The sequence below is a fragment of the Pseudoalteromonas sp. NZS71 genome (assembly GCF_015864715.1).
GTDB classification, from domain to species: Bacteria; Pseudomonadota; Gammaproteobacteria; order Enterobacterales; family Alteromonadaceae; genus Pseudoalteromonas; species Pseudoalteromonas arctica.
On the sequence record NZ_JADYWS010000004.1, the window covers coordinates 22,393 to 43,830 of the forward strand.

Consider the following 21,438-nt stretch of genomic DNA (forward strand, 5'->3'; position numbering starts at 1 on the left):
TTTAAGATTGTTTCGGTCGTTTTTTTATGCTCTTTTATATGCTCTTTATATTGAGGTTAAGAATGTCAAATCAACGCATTCGTATTCGCCTAAAAGCTTTTGACCACCGTTTGATTGACCAATCAACGGCAGAAATCGTGGAAACTGCGAAACGCACTGGCGCACAAGTACGTGGTCCAATCCCACTACCTACACGCTTTGAACGTTTTACTGTACTAACTTCACCGCACGTTAATAAAGATGCGCGTGATCAGTACGAGATCCGCACCCATAAACGTCTGATAGACATCGTAGAACCAACTGACAAGACTGTAGACGCGCTTATGCGTTTAGATCTTGCTGCTGGTGTTGATGTTCAAATCAGCCTGGGTTAATCGAAAGATTAGAGAGGTTTTAGGAAAATGGCATTAGGTCTAGTCGGTCGTAAAGTGGGTATGACACGAATCTTCACTGAAGATGGTGTATCTATCCCTGTGACAGTTATTGAAGCGACACCTAACCGCATTGCTCAGATCAAATCTGACGCAACAGACGGTTATAACGCGCTTCAAGTAACCGCAGGCACTAAAAAAGCAAGTCGTGTAAACAAAGCTAAAGCGGGTCATTTCGCTAAAGCTGGTGTTGAAGCGGGTCGCGGTCTGTGGGAATTCCGCCTTAACGGTGGTGAAGGCGATTTTGAAGTAGGCGCTGAGCTTACTGTTGAATTATTCAACGAAATCAACAAGGTTGACGTAACCGGTACTTCTAAAGGTAAAGGTTTCCAAGGTGGTGTTAAGCGCTGGAATTTCAGCATGCAAGACGCGACACATGGTAACTCTCTATCTCACCGTGCTCCTGGTTCAATCGGTCAAAACCAATCACCTGGTAAGGTGTTTAAAGGTAAGAAAATGGCCGGTCATATGGGTGCTGAGCGTGTAACGACTCAAAACTTAGAACTAGTTCGCGTTGACGCTGAGCGTAATTTGCTTTTAGTTAAGGGTGCAGTACCTGGAGCTATTGGCGGTGACGTTATCGTTAAACCAGCTGTTAAAGCATAAGTCCTGGAGATTTAGTGATGGAATTAGCAATTAAAGACGCTTCTGGCGGTCTTGAAGTTTCTGAAGCTACTTTTGGACGTGAGTTTAACGAAGCATTAGTACACCAAGTAGTTGTTGCATACGCAGCAGGTGCTCGTCAAGGTACTCGTGCTCAGAAGACACGTTCTGAAGTAAGCGGTGGTGGTAAAAAACCATGGGCTCAAAAAGGTACTGGCCGTGCACGTGCTGGTACAATCCGTAGCCCAATTTGGCGTTCAGGTGGCGTTAGCTTTGCAGCTAAACCACAAGACCACAGCCAAAAAGTAAACCGTAAAATGTACCGTGGTGCGATTAAAAGCATCTTATCTGAATTAGTTCGTCAAGAGCGTTTAATCGTTGTTGAAAGTTTTGCTCTAGCAGCACCAAAAACTAAAGAACTAGTTGCTAAGCTTAAAGAACTTGAGCTTAAAGATGTTCTTATCGTGACTGAAGAAGTAGATGAAAATCTTTTCTTATCGGCACGTAACCTTTATAAGGTTGACACACGTGATGTAGCTGGTATCGATCCTGTAAGCTTAATTGCTTTCGATAAGGTACTTATTACAGCCGCTGCTGTTAAGCAACTTGAGGAGGCGCTAGCATGATTCGCGAAGAACGTCTTTTAAAAGTGATCCTTGCTCCACATATCTCTGAAAAAAGCACAATTGCTGCTGAAGAAAACAATACTATTGTTTTTAAAGTAGTAAATGACGCAACTAAAGCTGAAATTAAAGTAGCAGTTGAGAAGCTTTTTGAAGTAGAAGTAACGGGTGTTCGCACACTTAACGTTAAGGGTAAAACAAAACGTACTGGCGCACGTTTCGGTCGTCGTAGCGACTGGAAAAAAGCTTACGTTACTCTTAAAGAAGGCAGCGAGCTAGACTTTGTCGGCGGCGCCGAGTAATAAGGGGATAGAATTATGGCACTTCAAAAGTGTAAGCCTACTTCTGCGGGCCGTCGTCACCTAGTTAAAGTGGTTAACTCTGATCTACATAAGGGTAAGCCATACGCACCACTTTTAGAGAAAAACTCTAAATCAGGTGGTCGTAATAACAATGGTCGTATTACGGTTCGTCATATCGGTGGTGGTCATAAACAACATTACCGTTTAATCGATTTTAAACGTACTAAAGATGGCATTCCAGCCACTGTTGAACGTTTAGAATACGATCCAAATCGTAGCGCAAACATCGCTCTTGTATTATATGCAGACGGTGAGCGTCGTTACATTATCGCACCAAAAGGCTTAAAAGCTGGCGATGCAATCCAGTCTGGTGTTGATGCACCAATCAAACCTGGTAATGCATTACCAATGCGTAATATGCCTGTAGGTTCGACTGTTCACAACGTAGAATTAAAACCAGGTAAAGGTGCTCAAATCGCACGTTCTGCTGGTGCATACGTTCAAATCCTTGCTCGTGATGGTCAGTATGTAACATTACGTCTTCGTTCAGGCGAAGTTCGTAAAGTTGAATCTGATTGTCGTGCGACTCTAGGTGAAGTAGGCAATGCTGAGCATATGCTTCGTTCACTTGGTAAAGCAGGTGCAAATCGCTGGCGTGGTATTCGTCCGACAGTTCGTGGTGTTGCCATGAACCCGGTAGATCACCCACACGGTGGTGGTGAAGGTCGTACATCTGGTGGTCGTCATCCTGTGTCTCCATGGGGTAAGCCGACTAAAGGTGCGAAGACGCGTAAGAACAAGCGTACGGATAAATTTATAGTACGTCGTCGTACTAAGTAATATTGAGGAATAGCCATGCCACGCTCTCTCAAGAAGGGTCCTTTTATAGACCTACACTTGCTGAAGAAGGTAGAGAAAGCTTTGGAAAGCGGTGAGAAAAAGCCAATTAAAACTTGGAGCCGTCGTTCAATGATCATACCTAACATGATCGGATTGACCATTGCTGTCCATAATGGTCGCCAGCACGTACCAGTTTTCGTTTCTGACGAAATGATCGGTCACAAACTAGGTGAATTTGCACCAACTCGCACTTACCGTGGCCATGCTGCGGATAAGAAAGCGAAGAAACGATAAGAGGGGAAGATAAATGCAAGCATTAGCTAAACATAAATTCGCCTCTGGTTCGGCGCAAAAAGCACGTCTAGTTGCAGATCAGATCCGCGGGTTACCTGTAGATCGCGCACTAGAAATCCTGGCGTACAGCCCTAAGAAAGCGGCTGTATTAGTTAAGAAAGTACTTGAGTCTGCTATTGCTAACGCAGAGCATAACGAAGGTGCTGACATTGATGAGCTTCGTATAACAACGATCTTTGTGGACGATGGTCCTACAATGAAACGTATTATGCCTCGTGCTAAAGGACGCGCAGATCGCATCCTTAAGCGTACAAGCCATATCACTGTTATGGTTTCAGATAGCTAGGAGTATAAGTAATGGGACAAAAAGTTCATCCTACTGGTATTCGCCTAGGTATATCTAAACCTTGGGTTTCTACCTGGTACGCGAGTTCAAAAGATTTCTCTGCACAGCTTTTTGGCGATCACAAAGTTCGTACATTCCTTACTAAGGAATTAAAAACGGCTTCTGTGTCTAAAATCGTTATTGAGCGTCCAGCAAAATCAATCCGAGTAACAATTCACACGGCTCGTCCGGGTGTTGTTATCGGTAAAAAAGGCGAAGACGTAGAAAAATTACGTCAAGCGGTAACTAAAATCGCTGGTGTACCTGCTCAGATTAATATCTCTGAAGTACGTAAACCAGAACTAGATGCACAACTAGTAGCAGACGGCATTGCCTCTCAACTAGAACGTCGTGTTATGTTCCGTCGCGCTATGAAGCGTTCGGTACAAAATGCAATGCGCATCGGTTCTAAAGGGATTAAAGTTGAAGTTAGCGGTCGTCTTGGCGGCGCTGAAATCGCACGTTCAGAATGGTATCGTGAAGGTCGTGTACCTCTACATACTCTTCGTGCTGATATCGATTACGCAACTTCTGAAGCCTTAACCACTTATGGTATCATTGGTGTTAAAGTTTGGATCTTCAAAGGCGAAGTTATTGGTGGTTTACCACTAGTACAAGAGCAAGAGAAGCCAGCTAAACGCGCACCAAAGAAAGCCAAGAAAAGTGCTAAGTAGAGGTAGCGAGTAATGTTACAGCCAAAACGTACAAAATTCCGTAAAATGCACAAAGGCCGCAACCGCGGTTTAGCGCAAAACGGTAACAAAGTAAGCTTCGGTACTTTCGGATTGAAAGCAACTGGCCGTGGCCGTATGACTGCTCGTCAAATCGAAGCAGCTCGTCGTGCTATGACGCGTCACGTGAAACGTCAAGGTAAAATCTGGATTCGTGTCTTCCCTGACAAACCGATTACAGAAAAACCTCTTGAAGTTCGTATGGGTAAAGGTAAAGGTTCTGTTGAATATTGGGTTGCTGAAATTCAGCCTGGTAAAGTACTTTACGAAATGGAAGGTGTTTCAGAAGAGCTTGCTCGTGAAGCATTCGACCTTGCTGCTCGTAAATTGCCATTCAAAACAACTTTCGTAACTCGGACGGTAATGTGATGAAAGCTAGCGAACTAAAAGACAAAAGCGTAGAAGAGCTTAATGCTGAACTTCTAGGACTACTTCGTGAGCAATTTAATATGCGCATGCAAGCTAGCACTGGTCAGTTAGCTCAGACACACACGCTAAGAACAGTACGCCGCGATATCGCGCGTGTAAAAACAGTTATTAACCAGAAGGCAGGTCAATAATGAGCGATAAAATTCGTACTCTTCAAGGCCGTGTAATCAGCGACAAGATGGAAAAATCTTTCACTATCGCTATCGCACGTTACGTGAAGCACCCAATCTATGGGAAATTCATTAAACGTACGACTAAGTTACACGTACATGACGAAAATAACACAGCAAAAGCGGGTGACGTAGTTACTATCCGTGAATGCGCACCAATTTCTAAGAATAAATCTTGGACTTTAGTAGACGTTATTTCTAGTCCAAAACAAGCTTAATTTTTTAATTAAGTTAGTTTTTTAAAAAAGCCTCGGCATTAGCTGGGGCTTTTTGTATTTAAAGCACCTGCAAACAGTAAACTAGGGTGAGCGGGTCATTTGGGTTAGTCTTTTATCTGAAAATACAAAGTTATCTTGGGGAGTGGTGAGAGTTTCATGTACCAGTTACTTTTTTGCTAGCAGAACCATCTACTGAATCAGAAGAAGTTAGATAATAAACTTACATATCTCAGTTAATTTAATGCCAACATGGGGCCATCTAATTCATGGTGTTACTTTTCTTTTACAGTCTTTTAGTCTGAGAACCCACTTACCTTATTTTATTACAATAATACAGTTTCAAAGTATCGAAAATAGACATCCATACACAACTTCTATCATTAGCTTATCTGGTTTTTTTATGTCTAAAACCTCAATTTATCGCCTTAAATTAATATTCTGGTATGATTAGCAAATATGCGCTTTTGAATGAATTTTTGAGGTAGTAATGACGCGTAGTTTTGAATTTCATTTGACTGATGAAGTAGCCACGGTCGCAATGGGTAATTGCGTTGCTGATATTATAGAGCAAGGTGCGGTTATTTATTTACATGGTGATTTAGGCGCTGGTAAAACAACGTTTACTCGAGGTGTAGTGCAAGGCTTTGGACATACAGGTAAAGTTAAAAGCCCAACATATACACTTGTTGAGCCCTATGAACTCGAGCGCGCAAATGTTTATCATTTTGATTTATACCGCTTAGGTGACCCTGAAGAGCTTGAATACATGGGAATACGCGATTATTTTTCACCAGATGCAATTTGCGTTGTTGAGTGGCCAGAAAAAGGTGGTGAATTTATTCCTGTGCCTGATTTAGATATTACTCTAAGCTATATGGGTAACGAACGTAAAATTGTTATTAATAGCGCCAGTGAGCGTGGTGTAGCAATTGTCGAAAAACTAAATAACAAATAATAATATAGTTAAGGCAGTAATTATCAAATGAGCCGAGGTGTAGTTAAACTCTTTATTTACCTTATGGTTATTACCATAAGCTTGCCGCTGTGGGCCAAAAATACAATTAATAGTGTACGCGTATGGCCGTCCCCTGATAGTACGCGTGTGGTATTTGATTTAAATGATAAGCCTGACTTTAGCTATTTCATGCTTAAAAACCCAAGCCGCTTAGTAATTGATTTAGAAAACACTAACGAGTTAAAAATACTACCAGGTGTACCACCAAAACATCAAATAGTGAGCAAGCTACGCTACTCAAAACCTAAAAATAAGCACAGTGTTCGGTTAGTGTTTGAATTAAACGCACCAGTAAAGCCAGTTGTATTTGCTTTAGCGCCTACAGGCCCTTATAAAAACAGGCTCGTTGTTGATTTCTACAATAAAAGCCAAGCTGCCACAGTTGTTTCTCCTGCTCAAGCAGCAGCTAAAAATCGCCAGTTAAGCCAAGAACGCGATATTGTAATTGCAATTGATGCGGGTCATGGCGGCGAAGATCCAGGTTCAATTGGTCCATCTGGCACGTACGAAAAAACAGTAACACTGCAAATTGCAAAACGTTTAGAGCGCATGATTGATGGCGAACGTGGGATGATTTCGCGCATGGTACGAAGCGGTGACTATTTTGTAAAATTAAATACCCGTACTAATCGGGCCCGTGAAAAAAAGGCAGATTTTTTTGTTTCTATTCATGCTGATGCATTTACGAGCCCGGGACCAAATGGTGCCTCTGTTTGGGTGTTGTCGTTAAGGCGTGCTAATTCAGAGATAGGTAAATGGATAGAAGATAAAGAAAAGCACTCTGAGCTTTTAGGTGGCGCTGCGGATGTAATGAAAGATGCCGCTAACGAAAAATACTTAGCGCAAGCATTACTTGATATGTCGATGGATCACTCTATGAAAACCGGCTTAAACGTAGCTGACGAAGTGGTTAAAGAGCTACGTAAAGTTGCTAAGTTGCATAAGAAAGATCCCCAACATGCGAGTCTTGCTGTACTTAAATCACCAGATATCCCATCAATTTTAGTAGAAACAGGGTTTATATCTAACCCACGAGAAGAAAAGCTGCTTAAAAGTGCTAACCATCAAGAGCGTTTGGCTAAAGCTATATTTACTTCAATTAAAAATTACTATTTAAAAAATCCACCTGATGACTCTTTATTTGCTAAATTAAAGTCGCAATATCCAACAAAGCACAAGGTACGCCCGGGTGAATCTTTAAGTATGTTGGCGAGTCGCTATGGCATTACAGTCACTGAATTAAAACAAGTTAATAAGCTTAGCTCTAATACTTTGTTTATTGGGCAAGAGCTCGATATACCACAAAGTTAGTCATTATTATTAGCGCAATGCTTGCTAGGAAATCTCATGAATATTGAAATATTACCCGCGCGTTTAGCTAACCAAATTGCCGCAGGCGAAGTGGTTGAGCGCCCAGCGTCGGTAGTAAAAGAGCTAGTCGAAAACAGTTTAGATGCTGGCGCTACACGTATTCAGATAGATATAGAGCGTGGCGGTCATAAGCTTATTCGTATACGTGATAACGGTTCAGGGATAAGTAAAGATGAGCTAACGCTCGCGCTTTCTCGTCACGCTACGAGTAAATTAAAATCTCTAGATGACCTTGAAAATATTTGTTCACTTGGTTTTAGGGGAGAAGCGCTTGCGTCAATTAGCTCTGTATCGCGTTTAACGCTGAGCTCAAAACCAAAAGATCAAGAAGCTGCTTGGCAAGCATTTGCAGAAGGTCGCGATATGGCCGTGCAAGTAAAGCCAGTAGCGCACCCTGATGGCACAACCATTGAAGTAAAAGATTTATTTTTTAACACCCCAGCTCGTCGTAAATTCTTGCGTACCGAAAAAACGGAATTTAGCCATATTGATGAGTTGATAAAGCGTATTGCGCTTAGTCGCTTTGATGTCTCTATTACACTAACTCACAACGAAAAAGTAGTAAGGCAGTATCGTGCGAAGACAGATCCCTCTCAGGCTATTACACGTGTAGCGCAAGTTGCAGGTAAGGCTTTTGCTGAGCAAGGTTTGCATATTCAATCAGGAGAGGGTGGCTTACAGCTGCATGGTTGGGTGCTACCTGTAGGTTCAGCTAATACGACTCAGTATACTTATGTTAATAATCGTATGATGCGCGATAAACTTATTCTGCATGCTATACGCCAGGCATTTGAAGAAGTAAGCGGAACACAAGAATTACCCGGTTTTGTCATTTATATTGATATAGACCCTCGCCAGGTTGATGTAAATGTTCATCCAGCTAAGCATGAAGTGCGTTTTCATCAAGGGCGCTTAATTCATGACTTTATATTACAGGCTATTAAGCAAGTGGTAGTGCCGCTGCAAGGTGAGTTTACGAATGAACCGCTTAGCTCTGAGATGGAATCTGCGCCTGTGTTTATGGGGTCAGCGCATAGTAGTTCTAATGATATAAAAGCGGATGGAGTATTTGATTACCCTAAATCGCAATTACAGCCCTCTTACTCTGGAAGTGCTGGTAGTTCAGCATCAGGTACTAGAAGTGTTGGCGGTGGCGGGGCATACCGTGCTACACCAAGTACGAGCCATCATGATGTAAACGCGTTTTATCAAGGTGTGAGTGAGCAACACGCTGCGCATTTTGATAATGTAGCAAACATACCCGTAGCACAACACCAGTTAGAGTCTGCGCATAATGTTTTAAAGACAGTTTCAATCATCAGTGTTAATGAAGGTGCGTGTGTATTTAGTGTTGAGCAGCAATTGTATTGCTCACATTTCAAATATGCATTGGTAGATGATTGGCATAATCAAATTAAAGAGTCCGGAAGTTTAGAAGGGAAAGCTCTTTTGCTGCCCGTAAGAGTAAACTTATCAAAAGAAGATTGCTTACTTATAGAAGCTCAGCAATCGTGGTTTACTTTACTTGGTTTTGAACTCGTAATAGAAAAACAGTTTGTAATGGTTAAAAAATTGCCAGCGTGCTTATATTTACTTGATGTAAGTACAGCGATAGGTGAGCTACTTGATGGGTGTAAAGCAGGGCTTGAAAATATAGAGAATTGGTTAGAGTGGCAGATAAAATGTGCACCTCCCCGGTTTTATTTAAGCAATGTGTTTTTAGCGCAACAAATGCGCTTACAAAATAATCCGCAAACTATTGAACGCTTACGCGAAAAAGCAGTTAAAATAGAGCTAAATCACTATTTAATGCAATTAGATTAAGGTATCAGTGTTGAGTAATTTACCAGTCATATTTTTAATGGGTCCAACTGCTGCTGGTAAAACAGCATTGGCAATCTCACTGTGCGAGCATTTAAATACAGAAATAATCAGCGTTGATTCAGCGTTAGTGTATAAAGATATGAACATTGGTACTGCAAAACCCGATGCAGAAGAACTTGCTAAAGCTCCGCATCATCTGATCGACTTACTTGACCCGAGTGAAACATATTCAGTTGCTGATTTTAGGCGCGATGCAGTACAAAAAATTGACGAATTTCATAGACAAGGTAAAGTGCCTGTATTGGTTGGAGGTACAATGTTGTACTTTAAATCTTTAATTGATGGTTTATCGCCTTTGCCTGAAGCAGATACAGTAATAAGATCAGAGCTAGAAGCACAAGCTAAAGAATTTGGCTGGCCTCATTTATATAAAGAATTAGTTAAAGTTGACCCAAAAGCAGCCGAAAAAATAAGTGAGAATGACTCACAAAGAATTAATCGAGCTTTAGAGGTTTACAGGTTAACTGGTAAGACCATGACTGAGTTGCAAAAGCAAAAACAGCCGACTTTACCTTATACTTTTCATCAATTTGCGATTGCACCGCAAGAACGTAGCGAATTACATCGCCGAATTGAAGAAAGGTTTAAAATAATGATTGATCAGGGGTTTGAAAATGAAGTTTCGACCCTATATCTACGTAAGGATTTACACCCCAATATGCCTTCTATTCGTTGTGTTGGTTATAGACAAATGTGGGATTACCTTGCGGGTGAAACAAGCCATGATGAAATGGTTTTTCGTGGCATCGCAGCAACACGTCAATTGGCAAAACGTCAGTTAACGTGGCTTCGTAGCTGGCCTGATGTTACTTGGTTAACAACGGGTGACGAAGAAAACTTGCATCGTGTAGTAAGTTCGCTAAGCTAGTAGTAGTTGAATATTGTTTTTTATCAAATAAGTTCAGCCACTTAATTATAATAACACCTAGAACGAAGGAACAATAACATGGCAAAAGGCCAATCGTTACAAGACCCATTTTTGAATGCACTACGACGTGAGCGCATTCCAGTATCAATCTTTTTGGTAAATGGCATAAAATTACAAGGCAAAATTCAGTCATTTGACCAATTTGTTATTTTACTAGAGAACACCGTAAATCAAATGGTTTATAAGCATGCAATTTCAACAGTTGTCCCTGCTCGCGCAGTTAACTTCCAAGCAGTTCAAGGGAGTGAAGACACTGAAGAACCAGAAGCTGGTAACTTTTAATTAGGAGCATAATGTTTGTTTGACCGCTATGAATCCGGCGAACAGGCAATTTTAGTTCATATCGACTTACCTAAAGAAGGGGATCGTGAAGATCTTCATGAATTAGAAATGTTGGTATCTTCTGCTGGTGTTAGTAGTTTGGCGGTTGTGCAAGGCAGCCGTCAAGCACCACATCCGAAACTATTCGTCGGTACCGGTAAAGCAGAAGAAATAGCTGAGATTGTCAAAATCCACAATGCAGATGTCGTAATTTTCAATCATCAACTCAGGCCGTCACAAGAGCGTAATTTAGAGCGTGTTTGTCAGTGTCGTGTGCTTGATAGAACGACGCTAATTCTTGATATTTTTGCCCAACGTGCACGTACCCATGAGGGTAAGCTGCAGGTTGAATTGGCACAACTTCGCCATATGTCGACTCGATTAATTCGGGGCTGGACCCATCTTGAACGCCAAAAAGGCGGGATTGGTTTACGTGGACCTGGTGAAACCCAACTTGAAACAGATAGACGATTACTTCGTGCCCGAATTCAAAATATCCGTGCGCGTTTAGCTAAAGTAGCAGTGCAACGCGAACAAGGTAGGCGAGCTCGTACTCGTAACGAAATACCTACGGTATCGTTAGTTGGCTATACCAATGCGGGTAAATCTACATTATTCAATCGAATTACGAATTCAGATGTATACGCGGCCGATCAGTTGTTTGCAACGCTTGACCCGACTCTACGTAAGCTTGAATTAGGTGATGTTGGTCCTGTTATCTTAGCTGATACAGTGGGCTTTATTCGTCATTTACCGCACGACTTAGTTGCTGCTTTTAAAGCAACGCTAACTGAAACTCGTGAAGCTGATTTACAGTTACATGTAATTGACGCAGCAGACTCTCGTCTTCAAGAGAATATTGAACAAGTACAATCGGTGCTTAAAGAAATTGAAGCCGATGAAGTACCACAGCTATTAATTTATAATAAAATTGATGCGCTGGATAACGTAAGCCCACGTATTGATCGAGATGACGAAGGCCAACCTATAAGAGTATGGCTTAGCGCTCAGACTGGTGAAGGGTGTGAATTACTTAGTGAGGCTATTAGTGAACTACTTGCTAAGAAGATGTTTAACGAAACATTATTTCTTACGCCATTGTATGGTCGCCTAAGAGCTGCATTGTTTAGTTTAAATGCAGTACATGAAGAGCGATTTGATGAGCAAGGTAATTGGCTGTTAGATGTTAGAATGCCAATGGTTGAGTGGAATCGTTTAATTAAAGAATTTGGTCCTGAAATTGCTGGTTTTATCAACCGTAATTAAAAATTGACGTTTTAATGTCGGTTTTTGTATGAGAAACGCGGTAGATTTGTTAGATTTAACACAATTTCCTAATTTATTTAGATAACAATGGAGTATAGCTATGGCCTGGAATGAACCGGGTAATAATGGCAATGACAAAGATCCGTGGAATAATAAAGGCGGACGTGATCAAGGCCCACCTGATTTAGACGAGGTGTTCCGCAAGTTTAGTAACAAGTTCGGCGGCTTATTTGGCGGGAAAAAATCCGGCAATGGTAGCGGCGGTGGACTTGGCGGAGCCGGTATTTCATTCATACTTATTATCGCCGTTATTGTATGGGCGTTAAGTGGTATTTATACGGTTAAAGAAGCCGAGCGTGGTGTGGTTCTTCAATTTGGTAAATATGACCGAATTGCTGATCCTGGTCTGCGTTGGAAAATGACGTTTATTGAAACGGTAATCCCAGTAGATATTGAAGCAGTTCGTTCATTATCGGCTTCTGGTTTTATGCTTACTGAAGACGAAAACGTAGTGAGCGTTGAGTTTCAGGTGCAATACCGTGTTATTGACCCATACCTTTATGAATTTAGCGTAACTAACGCTGATAGTAGCTTAGAAGAAGCACTAGATAGTGCACTACGTTACGTTGTGGGCCATGCAAAAATGGACCAAGTATTAACTAATGGCCGTGAGGTTGTTCGTCAAAATACATGGGATGAGCTTAATAAGATTATCGAACCATATAACTTAGGTTTAATTGTTACTGACGTGAACTTTAAAGACTCTCGTCCGCCAACTGAAGTTAAAGATGCATTTGATGATGCGATTGCTGCACAAGAAGATGAAGAACGTTTCATTCGTGAAGCAGAAGCATATGCTCGTGAAATTGAACCGCGTGCTCGTGGTCAAGTAACGCGTATGACTCAAGAAGCGGAAGGTTACCAAGAGCGTATTACATTAGAAGCACAAGGTGAAGTAGCTCGTTTTGAAAAGCTATTACCTGAATATCAAGCAGCTAAAGAAGTTACTCGTGAGCGCTTATACATTGATGCAATGGAAGAAGTGTTAGGGAGTAGTTCTAAAATATTGGTTGATGTTAAAGGCGGTAATAATATGCTTTATTTACCACTTGATAAGATCATGGATAAGCAAGGGACAGCAACACGTGTTGCACTTCCAAGCTCTAGTGATATTCAAGATTTACGCAATAAAGTAAATACGTCGCGCAATAGCTCTGTTAATAGTGGCAATGACCGCTTTAACAACGACCGCTTCAATGATGGGAGATAATCATAATGAAAAACTTTAGTTTAGTAATACTATTAGCTGCCATTGTTATGTCTTTTTCATCGGTATTTGTTGTACCTGAAGGGCAAAAAGCAATTGTAATGTTATTCAGTAAAGTACAAAAAGACAGCGACGATCAAGCGATTGTATATGGCCCAGGCCTACAATTTAAGGTGCCATTTTTTAGCCAAGTACGTCGTATTGATGCACGTATTCAAACGCTAGATGGTGCGCCGGACCGCTTTGTTACTAGTGAGAAAAAAGACTTAATTGTTGATTCGTTTGTAAAATGGCGTGTTAATGACTTTAGCGCTTTTTACTTACGTGCCCGTGGCGATAAGCAATATGCTGAAACGCTACTTAAACAAAAAGTAAATAATGGTCTTCGTACAAACTTTGGTACACGTACAATTCGCGAAATTGTATCGGGTGAGCGTAGCGAGTTGATGGAAGAAGCGTTAGTACAAGCTTCTGAAAGTGCACGTGAGCTTGGTATTGAGGTGCTAGACGTACGTGTTAAGCAAATTAACCTACCACAAGAAGTGAGTAGCTCTATTTACCAACGTATGCGCGCTGAGCGTACTGCTGTTGCAAAAGAGCATCGTTCTGAAGGTCAGGAAAAAGCCGAGACTATTCGTGCGGGTGTTGACCGTCGTGTAACAGTAATGCTTGCCGATGCAGAGCGTAATGCGCGTTCTGTACGTGGTCAAGGCGATGCTGATGCCGCAGGCATCTATGCAAGCGCGTATAACAAAGACCCTGAGTTCTTTAGTTTTGTGCGTTCGCTTGAGGCTTACAAAAAGACTTTTAAAAATAAGCAAGACGTTATGGTGCTTTCACCAGATAGCGACTTCTTCCAATATATGAAAGGCGCTAAAGCTCAATAGGCTTTACGCTAATTATTTAAAAGTTAAAAAGCCTCGCATTTGCGGGGCTTTTTGTTAAACACAGTCTAGTGCTTTAAATCACTGTTATTTATGTGGTTATTAGCTAATATTTGGATATAACAAATGCGCGCAGAAAAAATAAGCTGAACAGGGGTGATCTTTACTTTAGTTTTCTGGTAAAATCTCGTCCTAATTTTCTCTAAGTGAATTTACGATGGGTAAAAACGTTGTTGTATTAGGCACCCAATGGGGTGACGAAGGAAAGGGTAAGGTAGTTGATCTCCTTACAGACAAAGCATCTTTAGTAGTTCGTTATCAAGGTGGCCACAATGCGGGTCATACTTTAGTTATCGAAGGTGAAAAGACGGTTCTACACCTTATTCCATCGGGTGTATTACGTGACAATGTTAAATGTGTGATTGGTAATGGTGTAGTTTTATCACCAGAAGCGCTAATGAGAGAAATTGGCATGCTTGAAGAACGCGGCGTACCAGTACGCGAGCGTCTTTTAATAAGTGAAGCATGTCCGCTAATCTTGCCTTTCCATGTTGCATTAGATGTAGCCCGCGAAACTGCTCGTGGCGATAAGCCAATTGGTACAACTGGCCGTGGTATTGGTCCTGCGTACGAAGATAAAGTGGCTCGCCGTGGTTTACGCGTAGGCGATTTATTTAATCCTGAATTATTTGCAGCTAAATTAAAAGAAGTTCTTGAATACCATAACTTCACTTTAGTTAACTACTACAAAGTAGACGCTGTAGATTTCCAAAAAACGTTTGATGATGCAATGGCTGTTGCTGATATCTTAAAAGCAATGGTTGTAGATGTAACTGAGCTTTTAGATCAAACGCGTTTAGCAGGCGAAAACATTTTATTTGAAGGTGCACAAGGTACGTTACTTGATATCGATCACGGTACTTACCCTTATGTAACATCTTCAAATACTACAGCTGGTGGCGTTGCTACTGGTGCAGGTTTTGGTCCATTAAACCTTGATTACGTTTTAGGTATTATTAAAGCGTACACTACACGTGTTGGTTCAGGCCCTTTCCCTACAGAGCTTTACGACGGTCTTGAGAAACAAGATCCAGTTGGTAAGCACTTAGGTGATAAAGGCCATGAGTTTGGCGCTACAACAGGTCGACTTCGTCGTACTGGTTGGTTAGATGCAGTGGCTATGCGCCGTGCGGTTCAAATCAACAGTATTTCAGGTTTTTGTTTAACTAAGCTTGATGTTTTAGATGGCTTAGAAACGCTTAAAATCTGTATTGGTTACAAGCTTGAAGATGGCACAGTTACTAACGTAACACCATTAGCAGCTGAAGGTTACGATAAAGTAACGCCAGTATACGAAGAAATGCCAGGTTGGTCAGAAAACACTGTTGGTGTAACGAGTCTTGACGGTTTACCAAAAGCTGCGATTGACTACATCAAGCGTATTGAAGAAATTACGGGTGTTCCAATTGATATTATTTCTACAGGTCCAGACCGCGTAGAAACTATGGTACTTCGCAACCCGTTTGCGTAATTACCATTAGATTAAAAAAAGCTGCCTAGTGCAGCTTTTTTTGTATCTAAAATTCACCTTGGAACGATCTTTGTATATATTTTAATAAGTTTATTTTTATAAGTGGTGAGCATGCGTTTATTTTACCGTAATTGCGTATTAAGGCTTTCGTTAATTCCGCTGTCTTTATTTATAGCAACCAACAGCTTAGCTACAGAAAGCCCTGCTGCTGTACCGCTGTATACAGAATCTGAGCTAATTGCGTTAATAAATAAAAATACGCATTTAGCGCGGGTAAAGGCAGATGATTGCCAGTTAGTGCAAGATATAGAAGCACGAGCCAATAAAATGGCATTGCCGTCTTATCAATTTTTATACGGCGATATGCTGGCTTATAACGTGTGCGTGGATCGTAATGTAGAGTTAGGTGTGTATTACATGCGAAAAGCGGCTGAGCAAGGCTTAGCGGCAGCGCTAGAGCAGTTAGGGCGTTACTACGACACTGGGCGTTTAGTCCAGCAAGATAAAGCAATGGCAATTACGTATTTGCGTGAAGCGTCGTCGCAAGGCAATTTAAAAGCACAACTACGTTTGGTTAAATTATTTAATGATGGCTATGGCAGCCCGCGAGATTTTGAAGATGCATACCGTTGGCTATTTAATTCTATGGTGGCAGATAAAGCTACTCATAAAAAAATTGAGCGAGCGTTGACTAAGTTAGCGCAAAAAATGCCAGATAGTGTGGTTGCGCGAGCTCGTCTTCCTATTTAATGGCCCTTAAAAACAAAACCCTAACTTTTTAAGTTAGGGTTTTTGAGTTTTTACTACCTGTAAAAGTGTTTAACTTTCTTCTTTAGCCTTTGTTTGCGGGTCTTTTAAAACCGACATTTTAGGCGGCTGTAATGCAACAACACGTTCACCTTCTTGCGGTGGTTTTTCCATGTTGATTGTAAACGGTCTTAGCTTAATAGGCGTATCGTCGTCGCTGTCTTTATCACCTTTAAGAATAAACAAAGGGATAGCCTCAGGGTTCATTTCTAGGTATTGCTCCCAGCTAAACTCATCCGAGATACGTGTTGAACTAACCTTACCGCCTTTAGCTATAATACTGCTTAAACGTGCATACGAGCCTTCGTCTCCAAACAATATTTGTCTAGATAAAAACGTTGCACTGTCTTTATTTGCTTTAGCATGCGACGTTGATGAGCGAAGCGAAAATACATTTTTTTCATTAAGTAAATGCGAAAAGTATTGAACGCCTAGCGCATTATGATGACGGTTTGGCGATAGCGCTAAGACACTGCGAATAGTTGTTAGAGGTAAGTAGCGTTCAGCATGCTCTGATTGCGGGTTACCATAATAACAAGCTAAGCCATCCATACGTGCCATTCTGCAGTTTTCCCATGCAGGATCTGAAAGGTGAACCGGAATATTCTGCTCTTGTAAGCCACGTCCAATTGCACGCGATACATGGTTTGCACCAATAATTAATATTGTGTTTGGCGATGGTTGGCGTACACCTAATAGCTTGGCAACAGGGATGGCTGTTAAGCTTTGCAGCACAACCGTAATGATGATCACCGTAAATATAAGTGGCACCATCTTTTCAGCATCAGCAACGCCAGCTTCCATCATACTTAGTGCAAATACCGACCCAACTGCTGCGGCAACTATACCGCGTGGAGCAATCCAGGCAAGTACCAAGCGAGACTTCATTGGTAAGTCAGTACCAAAGGTCGAAATAGCAATACACAGTGGGCGTGCAACAAAAAGCACAATAGCTAAAAATATAAATACATCGCTGTCGAGCATCATCAAATCAGAAAGCTGTAAACGTGCTGCAAGTAAAATGAACAGCGTTGATATTAATATCATCGACAAGTCTTCTTTAAACTCAAGTACAGAATCTATTTCTAAATCGTCTTGGTTCGCAAGCCAAATACCAAATACAGTTACTGCTAATAAGCCTGATTCATGGCTTAAATAATTTGATACAGAAAAACTAATAAGGACTAGTGCTAAAATCCCAAACTTATGTAATTCAAATGGCAGCCACTCGCGACGCATTAATAGGGTTGTTAGCCAACCTGCAGCAACACCAATACTTAAACCGACACCTAGGGTTTTAACTAAAGCAATAATAGTATGACTAAATACTTCGCCTTGGCCTACAAGCATTACAGCTTCAAATACCAATACAGCAAATAATGCGCCAATTGGGTCTATTACAATACCTTCCCAGCGAAGTATACGGTCTATGTCTTGTGTTGGGCGCATTGAGTTTAATAGCGGTGCTATAACGGTAGGGCCAGTAACAACGAGTACTGCGCCTAGTACCGCAGCAACACGCCAGTTAAGCTCAAGCAACCAGTAGGCGCTTAGGCTAATAATAATGCAGGTAGTAAGCATACCGATTGAGCAGAGATTCCTTACAACTTTTCCTATCCCTTTTAATTCTCTGAAATGCAGAGTTAAGGAACCTTCAAATAAAATGATGGCAACGCTTAGTGATACTACTGGAAACAGTAAATCACCTAAAAGTGCATCAGGGTCTAAAACACCACTAAATGGTCCAAGTAAAAGACCAGTAAGCAATAAGAAAAGAATAGCGGGTACTCTAAAAGCCCACGCGACCCATTGGGCAAGCACAGAGCAAAGTGCGATACCGGCTATGTAAATTGCTGACATAGATTAAGAATTCCTTATTTATGACGATATGTTTAGAAAGTATAACTTTTGTTAATTATTAATACAGGGGTATACACCGGAAACTCAAATATTACTAATCAATTTTAGCTGCTTATAAAAGATTAGTAGGCTTAAATTATTTAGCGAGAACTTAGCCACCTTATTTTAAAGTGTATTAATTGTTTAATTTATTGAATTTTAATAACAATATAAAGGGTATGAGTGTTTTGTATTAACTTAGTTCGAATTTTAACCTTGATTTTAAAGGGGTATTTGGTGTATTATACTTCGTGTTCTAATAATTAGTCATCTAACGAAGTTTATTGAAGATAAAACAGGCTTGTTAATCTTAACGTCATTTTTAATCTTTATAATCATGTGTTAGTGATGTTTCTAGTATTTGAGCATTACAAAATATCATTTGCCGAATTCTTGGTATGGTTTTGCCAAACAAGTTTATTTAATTATTTAAGTAAATAAAGGTTTGAGTTGAACTATTACTTTCAATATTTAGCCCCCCATCGTGGCGGTTAAATCTCGGTCCTTTGGTCTTCACCCTATCTGTTGGTGTATCAGACTTTAGAGGCTCTATGTATGTTGTTAATAAAAAAGCCACACACAGCTTTTTACAGCGATGCATAAACAACACTTTTAAATTTTTTGATTAGTGCTGCTCAATATTATTGGGTTGTTGCTACTTTTACCTAACCTCAAATCTAAGCTTCTTGTTTTAGATATGGTTTTTGCGTGTGTGTAAAAAAGTGTTGCCTAAATGAAAAGAAAAATTCGAAGCTATGTTTTAAACCTAGCTACTTAGTTTTAGCTCGTCTAATTAAGATGAGCGCAGATAAAATGGAAAGTTGAGCATTTATGCAAAAGTTAAATTGGCGACGTATCGTACTTAAAGTAGGTAGTGCATTAATTGCACCAGATCAAGATGGCTGCCGTTCGCGTTACATATTAACCATCGCACAGTTCATTGTTCGTTGTCGTGCCCGTGGAATCGAGGTGATTTTAGTATCATCGGGTTCTGTAGCGGCTGGAGCGCATTTATTCCCATCAGACAAACCTCGCTCTGTGGTGATGAAAAAAGCAATGGCGGCAGCAGGCCAAACAGAAATGATCGCCATGTGGGACCGCTTTTTTGACTTTCCATCTGCGCAGTTATTATTAACGCATGGCGATTTACGTGACCGCGAGCGTTATCAAAGTATTCGCGAAACAGTGTTTACTTTACTTGAGCATGGTGTTTTTCCTATCATTAATGAAAATGATGCTGTAACTACCGACGACTTAAGAGTGGGTGATAACGACAACTTATCAGCAATGGTCGCAGCAGCTGCCGATGCCGATGCTTTATTAATATTCTCAGACGTTGATGGGCTGTATGATAAAAACCCTAACTTACATGATGATGCGGTGTTACTGCCTGAAATAAAATCAATTGATGAATCTATTTATGCTATGGCAGGATGTGCTACAAGTGCTGTTGGTACTGGTGGTATGAAAACCAAAATAGAGGCGGCAGAAAAAGCAACGTCACATGGTATCGCGACTTATATTATAAACGGCTTTAAAGAAGAAACATTTACGAAACTGCTAGCTGGGGAAAATCCTGGTAGCGTATTTTTACCGTACGAAAAACCGATGCAAGATTCTGTACATTGGATGACACACACAGCAAATGAGCAAGGTGAAGTTGTTGTTGATGGATCATTTGATGAATCCCTTGAAGGTGAAAGTGGATGTATTCGCGGTGATGAAATCATGGAAGTCCATGGTGAATTTGCTGTTGGTGATACCATTTTAGTACGTAGTGAAGACGGTACGCGTTTAGCTAAAGCGACCGCAAATTATAGTAGCTGTTTGTTAAACTTTATTGCAGACAACGAACAGAGTGAATTCAGCGAAAAAATGCAGGATTCAATTGGACCAGTTATATCTGAAAAACATATCGCATTATTGGAGAAGTCATGAGTTTAATTACGGACATTTCACGCCAGACAGCTAAAGCTGCCCATACACTTGCTTTACTCGATACCGAGACTAAAAATCAAGTACTAGTTGAAATGGCAGCGGCATTAAGAGAGCAAAAAGCATTTATAATCAAAGAAAACGAAAGTGACCTAAGCGCAGCACGCGACAATAACTTAGCAGCCTCAATGATCGACCGCTTAACGCTAAACGATGAGCGTATTGAAGCAATGGCAGAAGGTATTGAAGTAATCGTAAGCCTGGACGATCCTGTTGGTCAACTACGTGATATTACAGAGCGTCCAAATGGCATTAAAATTCGTAAAATGCGCGTACCTCTTGGCGTTGTATGTATGATTTACGAAGCACGCCCAAATGTAACAGCAGACGCTGGCGCATTATGTTTTAAATCAGGTAATGGCGTAATTTTACGTGGCGGTAAAGAAGCACTTAAAAGTTCGCAAGCTATCGCAAGTGTAATGCACAGCGTACTTGAAAAGCATAACTTACCAGTATCACTTATTTCAGTGATTCCAGATCCAGATCGTGCACTATTAATGGAATTAATGCAGCAACGTGAAAGCATTGACTTAATAATTCCACGTGGCGGTGAAGGCTTAATTAACTTTGTAACTGAAAACAGTACGATCCCAGTAATTCAGCATTACAAAGGCGTTTGTCATCTATATGTAGATAAAGATGCAGACCTAGAAATTGCGCTTAACTTACTACTTAACGGTAAAACGCAACGTACGGGTGTTTGTAATGCACTTGAGGGCTTAGTAGTTCATCAAGATGTTGCAGATGAGTTTTTAAATCTGTGCGCAGTTGTATTACGCCAAGAAGGTGTAAAAATAAATGCTGACAGCTTTGCAGCTAAATACTTTGATAATGCAACTGTGTTAGCCGATAACGAATTTGGTGAAGAATACCTAGACCTAGAAATCGCTATTCGCGTTGTTCCAAGCTTTACGGCAGCGGTTGAACACATTGCACAGTTTGGTTCAAACCACACTGAAGTAATTTGCACTAAAAACGCAGCCGCTGCAGAGTTATTCCAGCGTAGTGTTGATGCTTCTGTAGTGATGGTTAATACATCATCTCGCTTTTCTGATGGCTCACAGCTGGGTCTAGGCGCAGAGATTGGTATAGCAACTTCTAAGCTTCATGCATACGGCCCTATGGGACTTGAGTCACTGACTACTGAGAAGTACTTAGTGAATGGTGAAGGCCAAGTTCGCGAGTAACCGCTAAAGCTTAATTTCATTAAAAAGCCGAGTATGGGAATACTCGGCTTTTTTGTT

Annotated in this window: 24 protein-coding genes; 23 read left to right on the plus strand and 1 reads right to left on the minus strand. The window is 40.9% G+C overall.

The annotated features are described in order from the left end of the window. Positions 1–62: 62 nt before the first annotated feature. The 21 genes from rpsJ (at position 63) to I6E85_RS03500 (ending at position 16,243) form a co-directional block, all read left to right on the plus strand. On the plus strand, positions 63–374 hold the full coding sequence (gene rpsJ, locus I6E85_RS03400) for a 30S ribosomal protein S10 (protein ID WP_002957900.1): 312 nt from the start codon (positions 63–65) through the stop codon (positions 372–374). A 27-nt stretch (positions 375–401) separates the two neighbouring features. Further along, on the plus strand, positions 402–1,037 hold the full coding sequence (gene rplC, locus I6E85_RS03405; protein ID WP_002957898.1) for a 50S ribosomal protein L3: 636 nt from the start codon (positions 402–404) through the stop codon (positions 1,035–1,037). A 17-nt stretch (positions 1,038–1,054) separates the two neighbouring features. Beyond that, positions 1,055–1,660 (plus strand): 50S ribosomal protein L4, encoded by a 606-nt coding sequence (gene rplD, locus I6E85_RS03410; RefSeq protein ID WP_002957897.1) that lies wholly within the window; start codon positions 1,055–1,057, stop codon positions 1,658–1,660. Further along, positions 1,657–1,959 carry a 50S ribosomal protein L23 gene (rplW, locus tag I6E85_RS03415; RefSeq protein ID WP_002957896.1) on the plus strand — a complete coding sequence of 101 codons (303 nt, stop codon included), beginning with the start codon at positions 1,657–1,659 and terminating at the stop codon, positions 1,957–1,959. Before rplD ends, rplW begins: the two co-directional genes overlap by 4 nt. Positions 1,960–1,974: 15 nt before the next feature. Further along, positions 1,975–2,799 carry a 50S ribosomal protein L2 gene (gene rplB, locus I6E85_RS03420; RefSeq protein ID WP_002957895.1) on the plus strand — a complete coding sequence of 275 codons (825 nt, stop codon included), beginning with the start codon at positions 1,975–1,977 and terminating at the stop codon, positions 2,797–2,799. Positions 2,800–2,814: 15 nt separating this feature from the next. Further along, positions 2,815–3,093: a 30S ribosomal protein S19 gene (rpsS, locus tag I6E85_RS03425; protein ID WP_004588689.1), complete on the plus strand. Its 279-nt coding sequence runs from the start codon at positions 2,815–2,817 to the stop codon at positions 3,091–3,093. 13 nt (positions 3,094–3,106) lie between these two features. Then, positions 3,107–3,439 carry a 50S ribosomal protein L22 gene (gene rplV, locus I6E85_RS03430; protein ID WP_002957892.1) on the plus strand — a complete coding sequence of 111 codons (333 nt, stop codon included), beginning with the start codon at positions 3,107–3,109 and terminating at the stop codon, positions 3,437–3,439. A gap of 11 nt (positions 3,440–3,450) precedes the next feature. Beyond that, positions 3,451–4,152 (plus strand): 30S ribosomal protein S3, encoded by a 702-nt coding sequence (rpsC, locus tag I6E85_RS03435; RefSeq protein WP_002957891.1) that lies wholly within the window; start codon positions 3,451–3,453, stop codon positions 4,150–4,152. A 12-nt stretch (positions 4,153–4,164) separates the two neighbouring features. Continuing rightward, positions 4,165–4,578, plus strand: coding sequence for a 50S ribosomal protein L16 (gene rplP / locus I6E85_RS03440; protein ID WP_002957890.1), 414 nt, complete (start codon positions 4,165–4,167; stop codon positions 4,576–4,578). Further along, the gene (gene rpmC / locus I6E85_RS03445; protein ID WP_002957889.1) at positions 4,578–4,769 is read left to right on the plus strand and encodes a 50S ribosomal protein L29; all 192 of its coding nucleotides are present in this window, start codon (positions 4,578–4,580) and stop codon (positions 4,767–4,769) included. Before rplP ends, rpmC begins: the two co-directional genes overlap by 1 nt. Next, positions 4,769–5,026 carry a 30S ribosomal protein S17 gene (gene rpsQ, locus I6E85_RS03450; protein ID WP_002957888.1) on the plus strand — a complete coding sequence of 86 codons (258 nt, stop codon included), beginning with the start codon at positions 4,769–4,771 and terminating at the stop codon, positions 5,024–5,026. Before rpmC ends, rpsQ begins: the two co-directional genes overlap by 1 nt. Before the next feature lie 487 nt (positions 5,027–5,513). After that, positions 5,514–5,981, plus strand: coding sequence for a tRNA (adenosine(37)-N6)-threonylcarbamoyltransferase complex ATPase subunit type 1 TsaE (gene tsaE, locus I6E85_RS03455; RefSeq protein ID WP_007586392.1), 468 nt, complete (start codon positions 5,514–5,516; stop codon positions 5,979–5,981). 27 nt (positions 5,982–6,008) lie between these two features. After that, positions 6,009–7,352, plus strand: a complete 1,344-nt coding sequence (locus I6E85_RS03460; protein WP_197236606.1) for an N-acetylmuramoyl-L-alanine amidase — start codon at positions 6,009–6,011, stop codon at positions 7,350–7,352. 36 nt (positions 7,353–7,388) lie between these two features. Further along, on the plus strand, positions 7,389–9,236 hold the full coding sequence (gene mutL / locus I6E85_RS03465) for a DNA mismatch repair endonuclease MutL (RefSeq protein ID WP_197236607.1): 1,848 nt from the start codon (positions 7,389–7,391) through the stop codon (positions 9,234–9,236). 10 nt (positions 9,237–9,246) lie between these two features. After that, on the plus strand, positions 9,247–10,164 hold the full coding sequence (miaA, locus tag I6E85_RS03470; RefSeq protein WP_197236608.1) for a tRNA (adenosine(37)-N6)-dimethylallyltransferase MiaA: 918 nt from the start codon (positions 9,247–9,249) through the stop codon (positions 10,162–10,164). Between the two features lie 78 nt (positions 10,165–10,242). Further along, positions 10,243–10,506 carry an RNA chaperone Hfq gene (hfq, locus tag I6E85_RS03475; protein WP_007586402.1) on the plus strand — a complete coding sequence of 88 codons (264 nt, stop codon included), beginning with the start codon at positions 10,243–10,245 and terminating at the stop codon, positions 10,504–10,506. A gap of 15 nt (positions 10,507–10,521) precedes the next feature. Then, complete coding sequence (gene hflX, locus I6E85_RS03480) at positions 10,522–11,811, plus strand: ribosome rescue GTPase HflX (protein WP_007586404.1); 1,290 nt, start codon at positions 10,522–10,524, stop codon at positions 11,809–11,811. 100 nt (positions 11,812–11,911) lie between these two features. Beyond that, positions 11,912–13,081: an FtsH protease activity modulator HflK gene (gene hflK, locus I6E85_RS03485; protein WP_010554352.1), complete on the plus strand. Its 1,170-nt coding sequence runs from the start codon at positions 11,912–11,914 to the stop codon at positions 13,079–13,081. A gap of 5 nt (positions 13,082–13,086) precedes the next feature. Then, the gene (gene hflC, locus I6E85_RS03490) at positions 13,087–13,965 is read left to right on the plus strand and encodes a protease modulator HflC (protein WP_010554353.1); all 879 of its coding nucleotides are present in this window, start codon (positions 13,087–13,089) and stop codon (positions 13,963–13,965) included. Between the two features lie 214 nt (positions 13,966–14,179). Beyond that, positions 14,180–15,493 carry an adenylosuccinate synthase gene (locus I6E85_RS03495; protein WP_010554354.1) on the plus strand — a complete coding sequence of 438 codons (1,314 nt, stop codon included), beginning with the start codon at positions 14,180–14,182 and terminating at the stop codon, positions 15,491–15,493. A gap of 111 nt (positions 15,494–15,604) precedes the next feature. Next, the gene (locus I6E85_RS03500; protein ID WP_007586412.1) at positions 15,605–16,243 is read left to right on the plus strand and encodes a tetratricopeptide repeat protein; all 639 of its coding nucleotides are present in this window, start codon (positions 15,605–15,607) and stop codon (positions 16,241–16,243) included. 69 nt (positions 16,244–16,312) lie between these two features. Here I6E85_RS03500 and I6E85_RS03505 read toward each other — a convergent pair whose 3' ends face one another. Then, positions 16,313–18,160 carry a sodium:proton antiporter gene (locus tag I6E85_RS03505; protein WP_007586413.1) on the minus strand — a complete coding sequence of 616 codons (1,848 nt, stop codon included), beginning with the start codon at positions 18,158–18,160 and terminating at the stop codon, positions 16,313–16,315. Between the two features lie 870 nt (positions 18,161–19,030). On the opposite strand from I6E85_RS03505, the gene proB reads away from it, so the two are divergent. Beyond that, complete coding sequence (gene proB, locus I6E85_RS03510; protein ID WP_010554355.1) at positions 19,031–20,137, plus strand: glutamate 5-kinase; 1,107 nt, start codon at positions 19,031–19,033, stop codon at positions 20,135–20,137. Next, positions 20,134–21,381, plus strand: coding sequence for a glutamate-5-semialdehyde dehydrogenase (locus I6E85_RS03515; protein WP_024590570.1), 1,248 nt, complete (start codon positions 20,134–20,136; stop codon positions 21,379–21,381). The genes proB and I6E85_RS03515 overlap by 4 nt, the downstream gene beginning before the upstream one ends. Positions 21,382–21,438 lie beyond the last annotated feature (57 nt).

Excerpts from the sequence above, each read along its gene's own strand:
- rpsJ (WP_002957900.1), top strand. The coding sequence starts at position 63 with ATGTCAAATCAACGCATTCGTATTCGCCTAAAAGCTTTTGACCACCGT.
- rplC (WP_002957898.1), top strand. The coding sequence starts at position 402 with ATGGCATTAGGTCTAGTCGGTCGTAAAGTGGGTATGACACGAATCTTC.
- rplD (WP_002957897.1), top strand. The coding sequence starts at position 1,055 with ATGGAATTAGCAATTAAAGACGCTTCTGGCGGTCTTGAAGTTTCTGAA.
- rplW (WP_002957896.1), top strand. The coding sequence starts at position 1,657 with ATGATTCGCGAAGAACGTCTTTTAAAAGTGATCCTTGCTCCACATATC.
- rplB (WP_002957895.1), top strand. The coding sequence starts at position 1,975 with ATGGCACTTCAAAAGTGTAAGCCTACTTCTGCGGGCCGTCGTCACCTA.
- rpsS (WP_004588689.1), top strand. The coding sequence starts at position 2,815 with ATGCCACGCTCTCTCAAGAAGGGTCCTTTTATAGACCTACACTTGCTG.
- rplV (WP_002957892.1), top strand. The coding sequence starts at position 3,107 with ATGCAAGCATTAGCTAAACATAAATTCGCCTCTGGTTCGGCGCAAAAA.
- rpsC (WP_002957891.1), top strand. The coding sequence starts at position 3,451 with ATGGGACAAAAAGTTCATCCTACTGGTATTCGCCTAGGTATATCTAAA.
- rplP (WP_002957890.1), top strand. The coding sequence starts at position 4,165 with ATGTTACAGCCAAAACGTACAAAATTCCGTAAAATGCACAAAGGCCGC.
- rpmC (WP_002957889.1), top strand. The coding sequence starts at position 4,578 with ATGAAAGCTAGCGAACTAAAAGACAAAAGCGTAGAAGAGCTTAATGCT.
- rpsQ (WP_002957888.1), top strand. The coding sequence starts at position 4,769 with ATGAGCGATAAAATTCGTACTCTTCAAGGCCGTGTAATCAGCGACAAG.
- tsaE (WP_007586392.1), top strand. The coding sequence starts at position 5,514 with ATGACGCGTAGTTTTGAATTTCATTTGACTGATGAAGTAGCCACGGTC.
- I6E85_RS03460 (WP_197236606.1), top strand. The coding sequence starts at position 6,009 with ATGAGCCGAGGTGTAGTTAAACTCTTTATTTACCTTATGGTTATTACC.
- mutL (WP_197236607.1), top strand. The coding sequence starts at position 7,389 with ATGAATATTGAAATATTACCCGCGCGTTTAGCTAACCAAATTGCCGCA.
- hfq (WP_007586402.1), top strand. The coding sequence starts at position 10,243 with ATGGCAAAAGGCCAATCGTTACAAGACCCATTTTTGAATGCACTACGA.
- hflK (WP_010554352.1), top strand. The coding sequence starts at position 11,912 with ATGGCCTGGAATGAACCGGGTAATAATGGCAATGACAAAGATCCGTGG.
- hflC (WP_010554353.1), top strand. The coding sequence starts at position 13,087 with ATGAAAAACTTTAGTTTAGTAATACTATTAGCTGCCATTGTTATGTCT.
- I6E85_RS03495 (WP_010554354.1), top strand. The coding sequence starts at position 14,180 with ATGGGTAAAAACGTTGTTGTATTAGGCACCCAATGGGGTGACGAAGGA.
- I6E85_RS03500 (WP_007586412.1), top strand. The coding sequence starts at position 15,605 with ATGCGTTTATTTTACCGTAATTGCGTATTAAGGCTTTCGTTAATTCCG.
- I6E85_RS03505 (WP_007586413.1), bottom strand. The coding sequence starts at position 18,160 with ATGTCAGCAATTTACATAGCCGGTATCGCACTTTGCTCTGTGCTTGCC.
- proB (WP_010554355.1), top strand. The coding sequence starts at position 19,031 with ATGCAAAAGTTAAATTGGCGACGTATCGTACTTAAAGTAGGTAGTGCA.
- I6E85_RS03515 (WP_024590570.1), top strand. The coding sequence starts at position 20,134 with ATGAGTTTAATTACGGACATTTCACGCCAGACAGCTAAAGCTGCCCAT.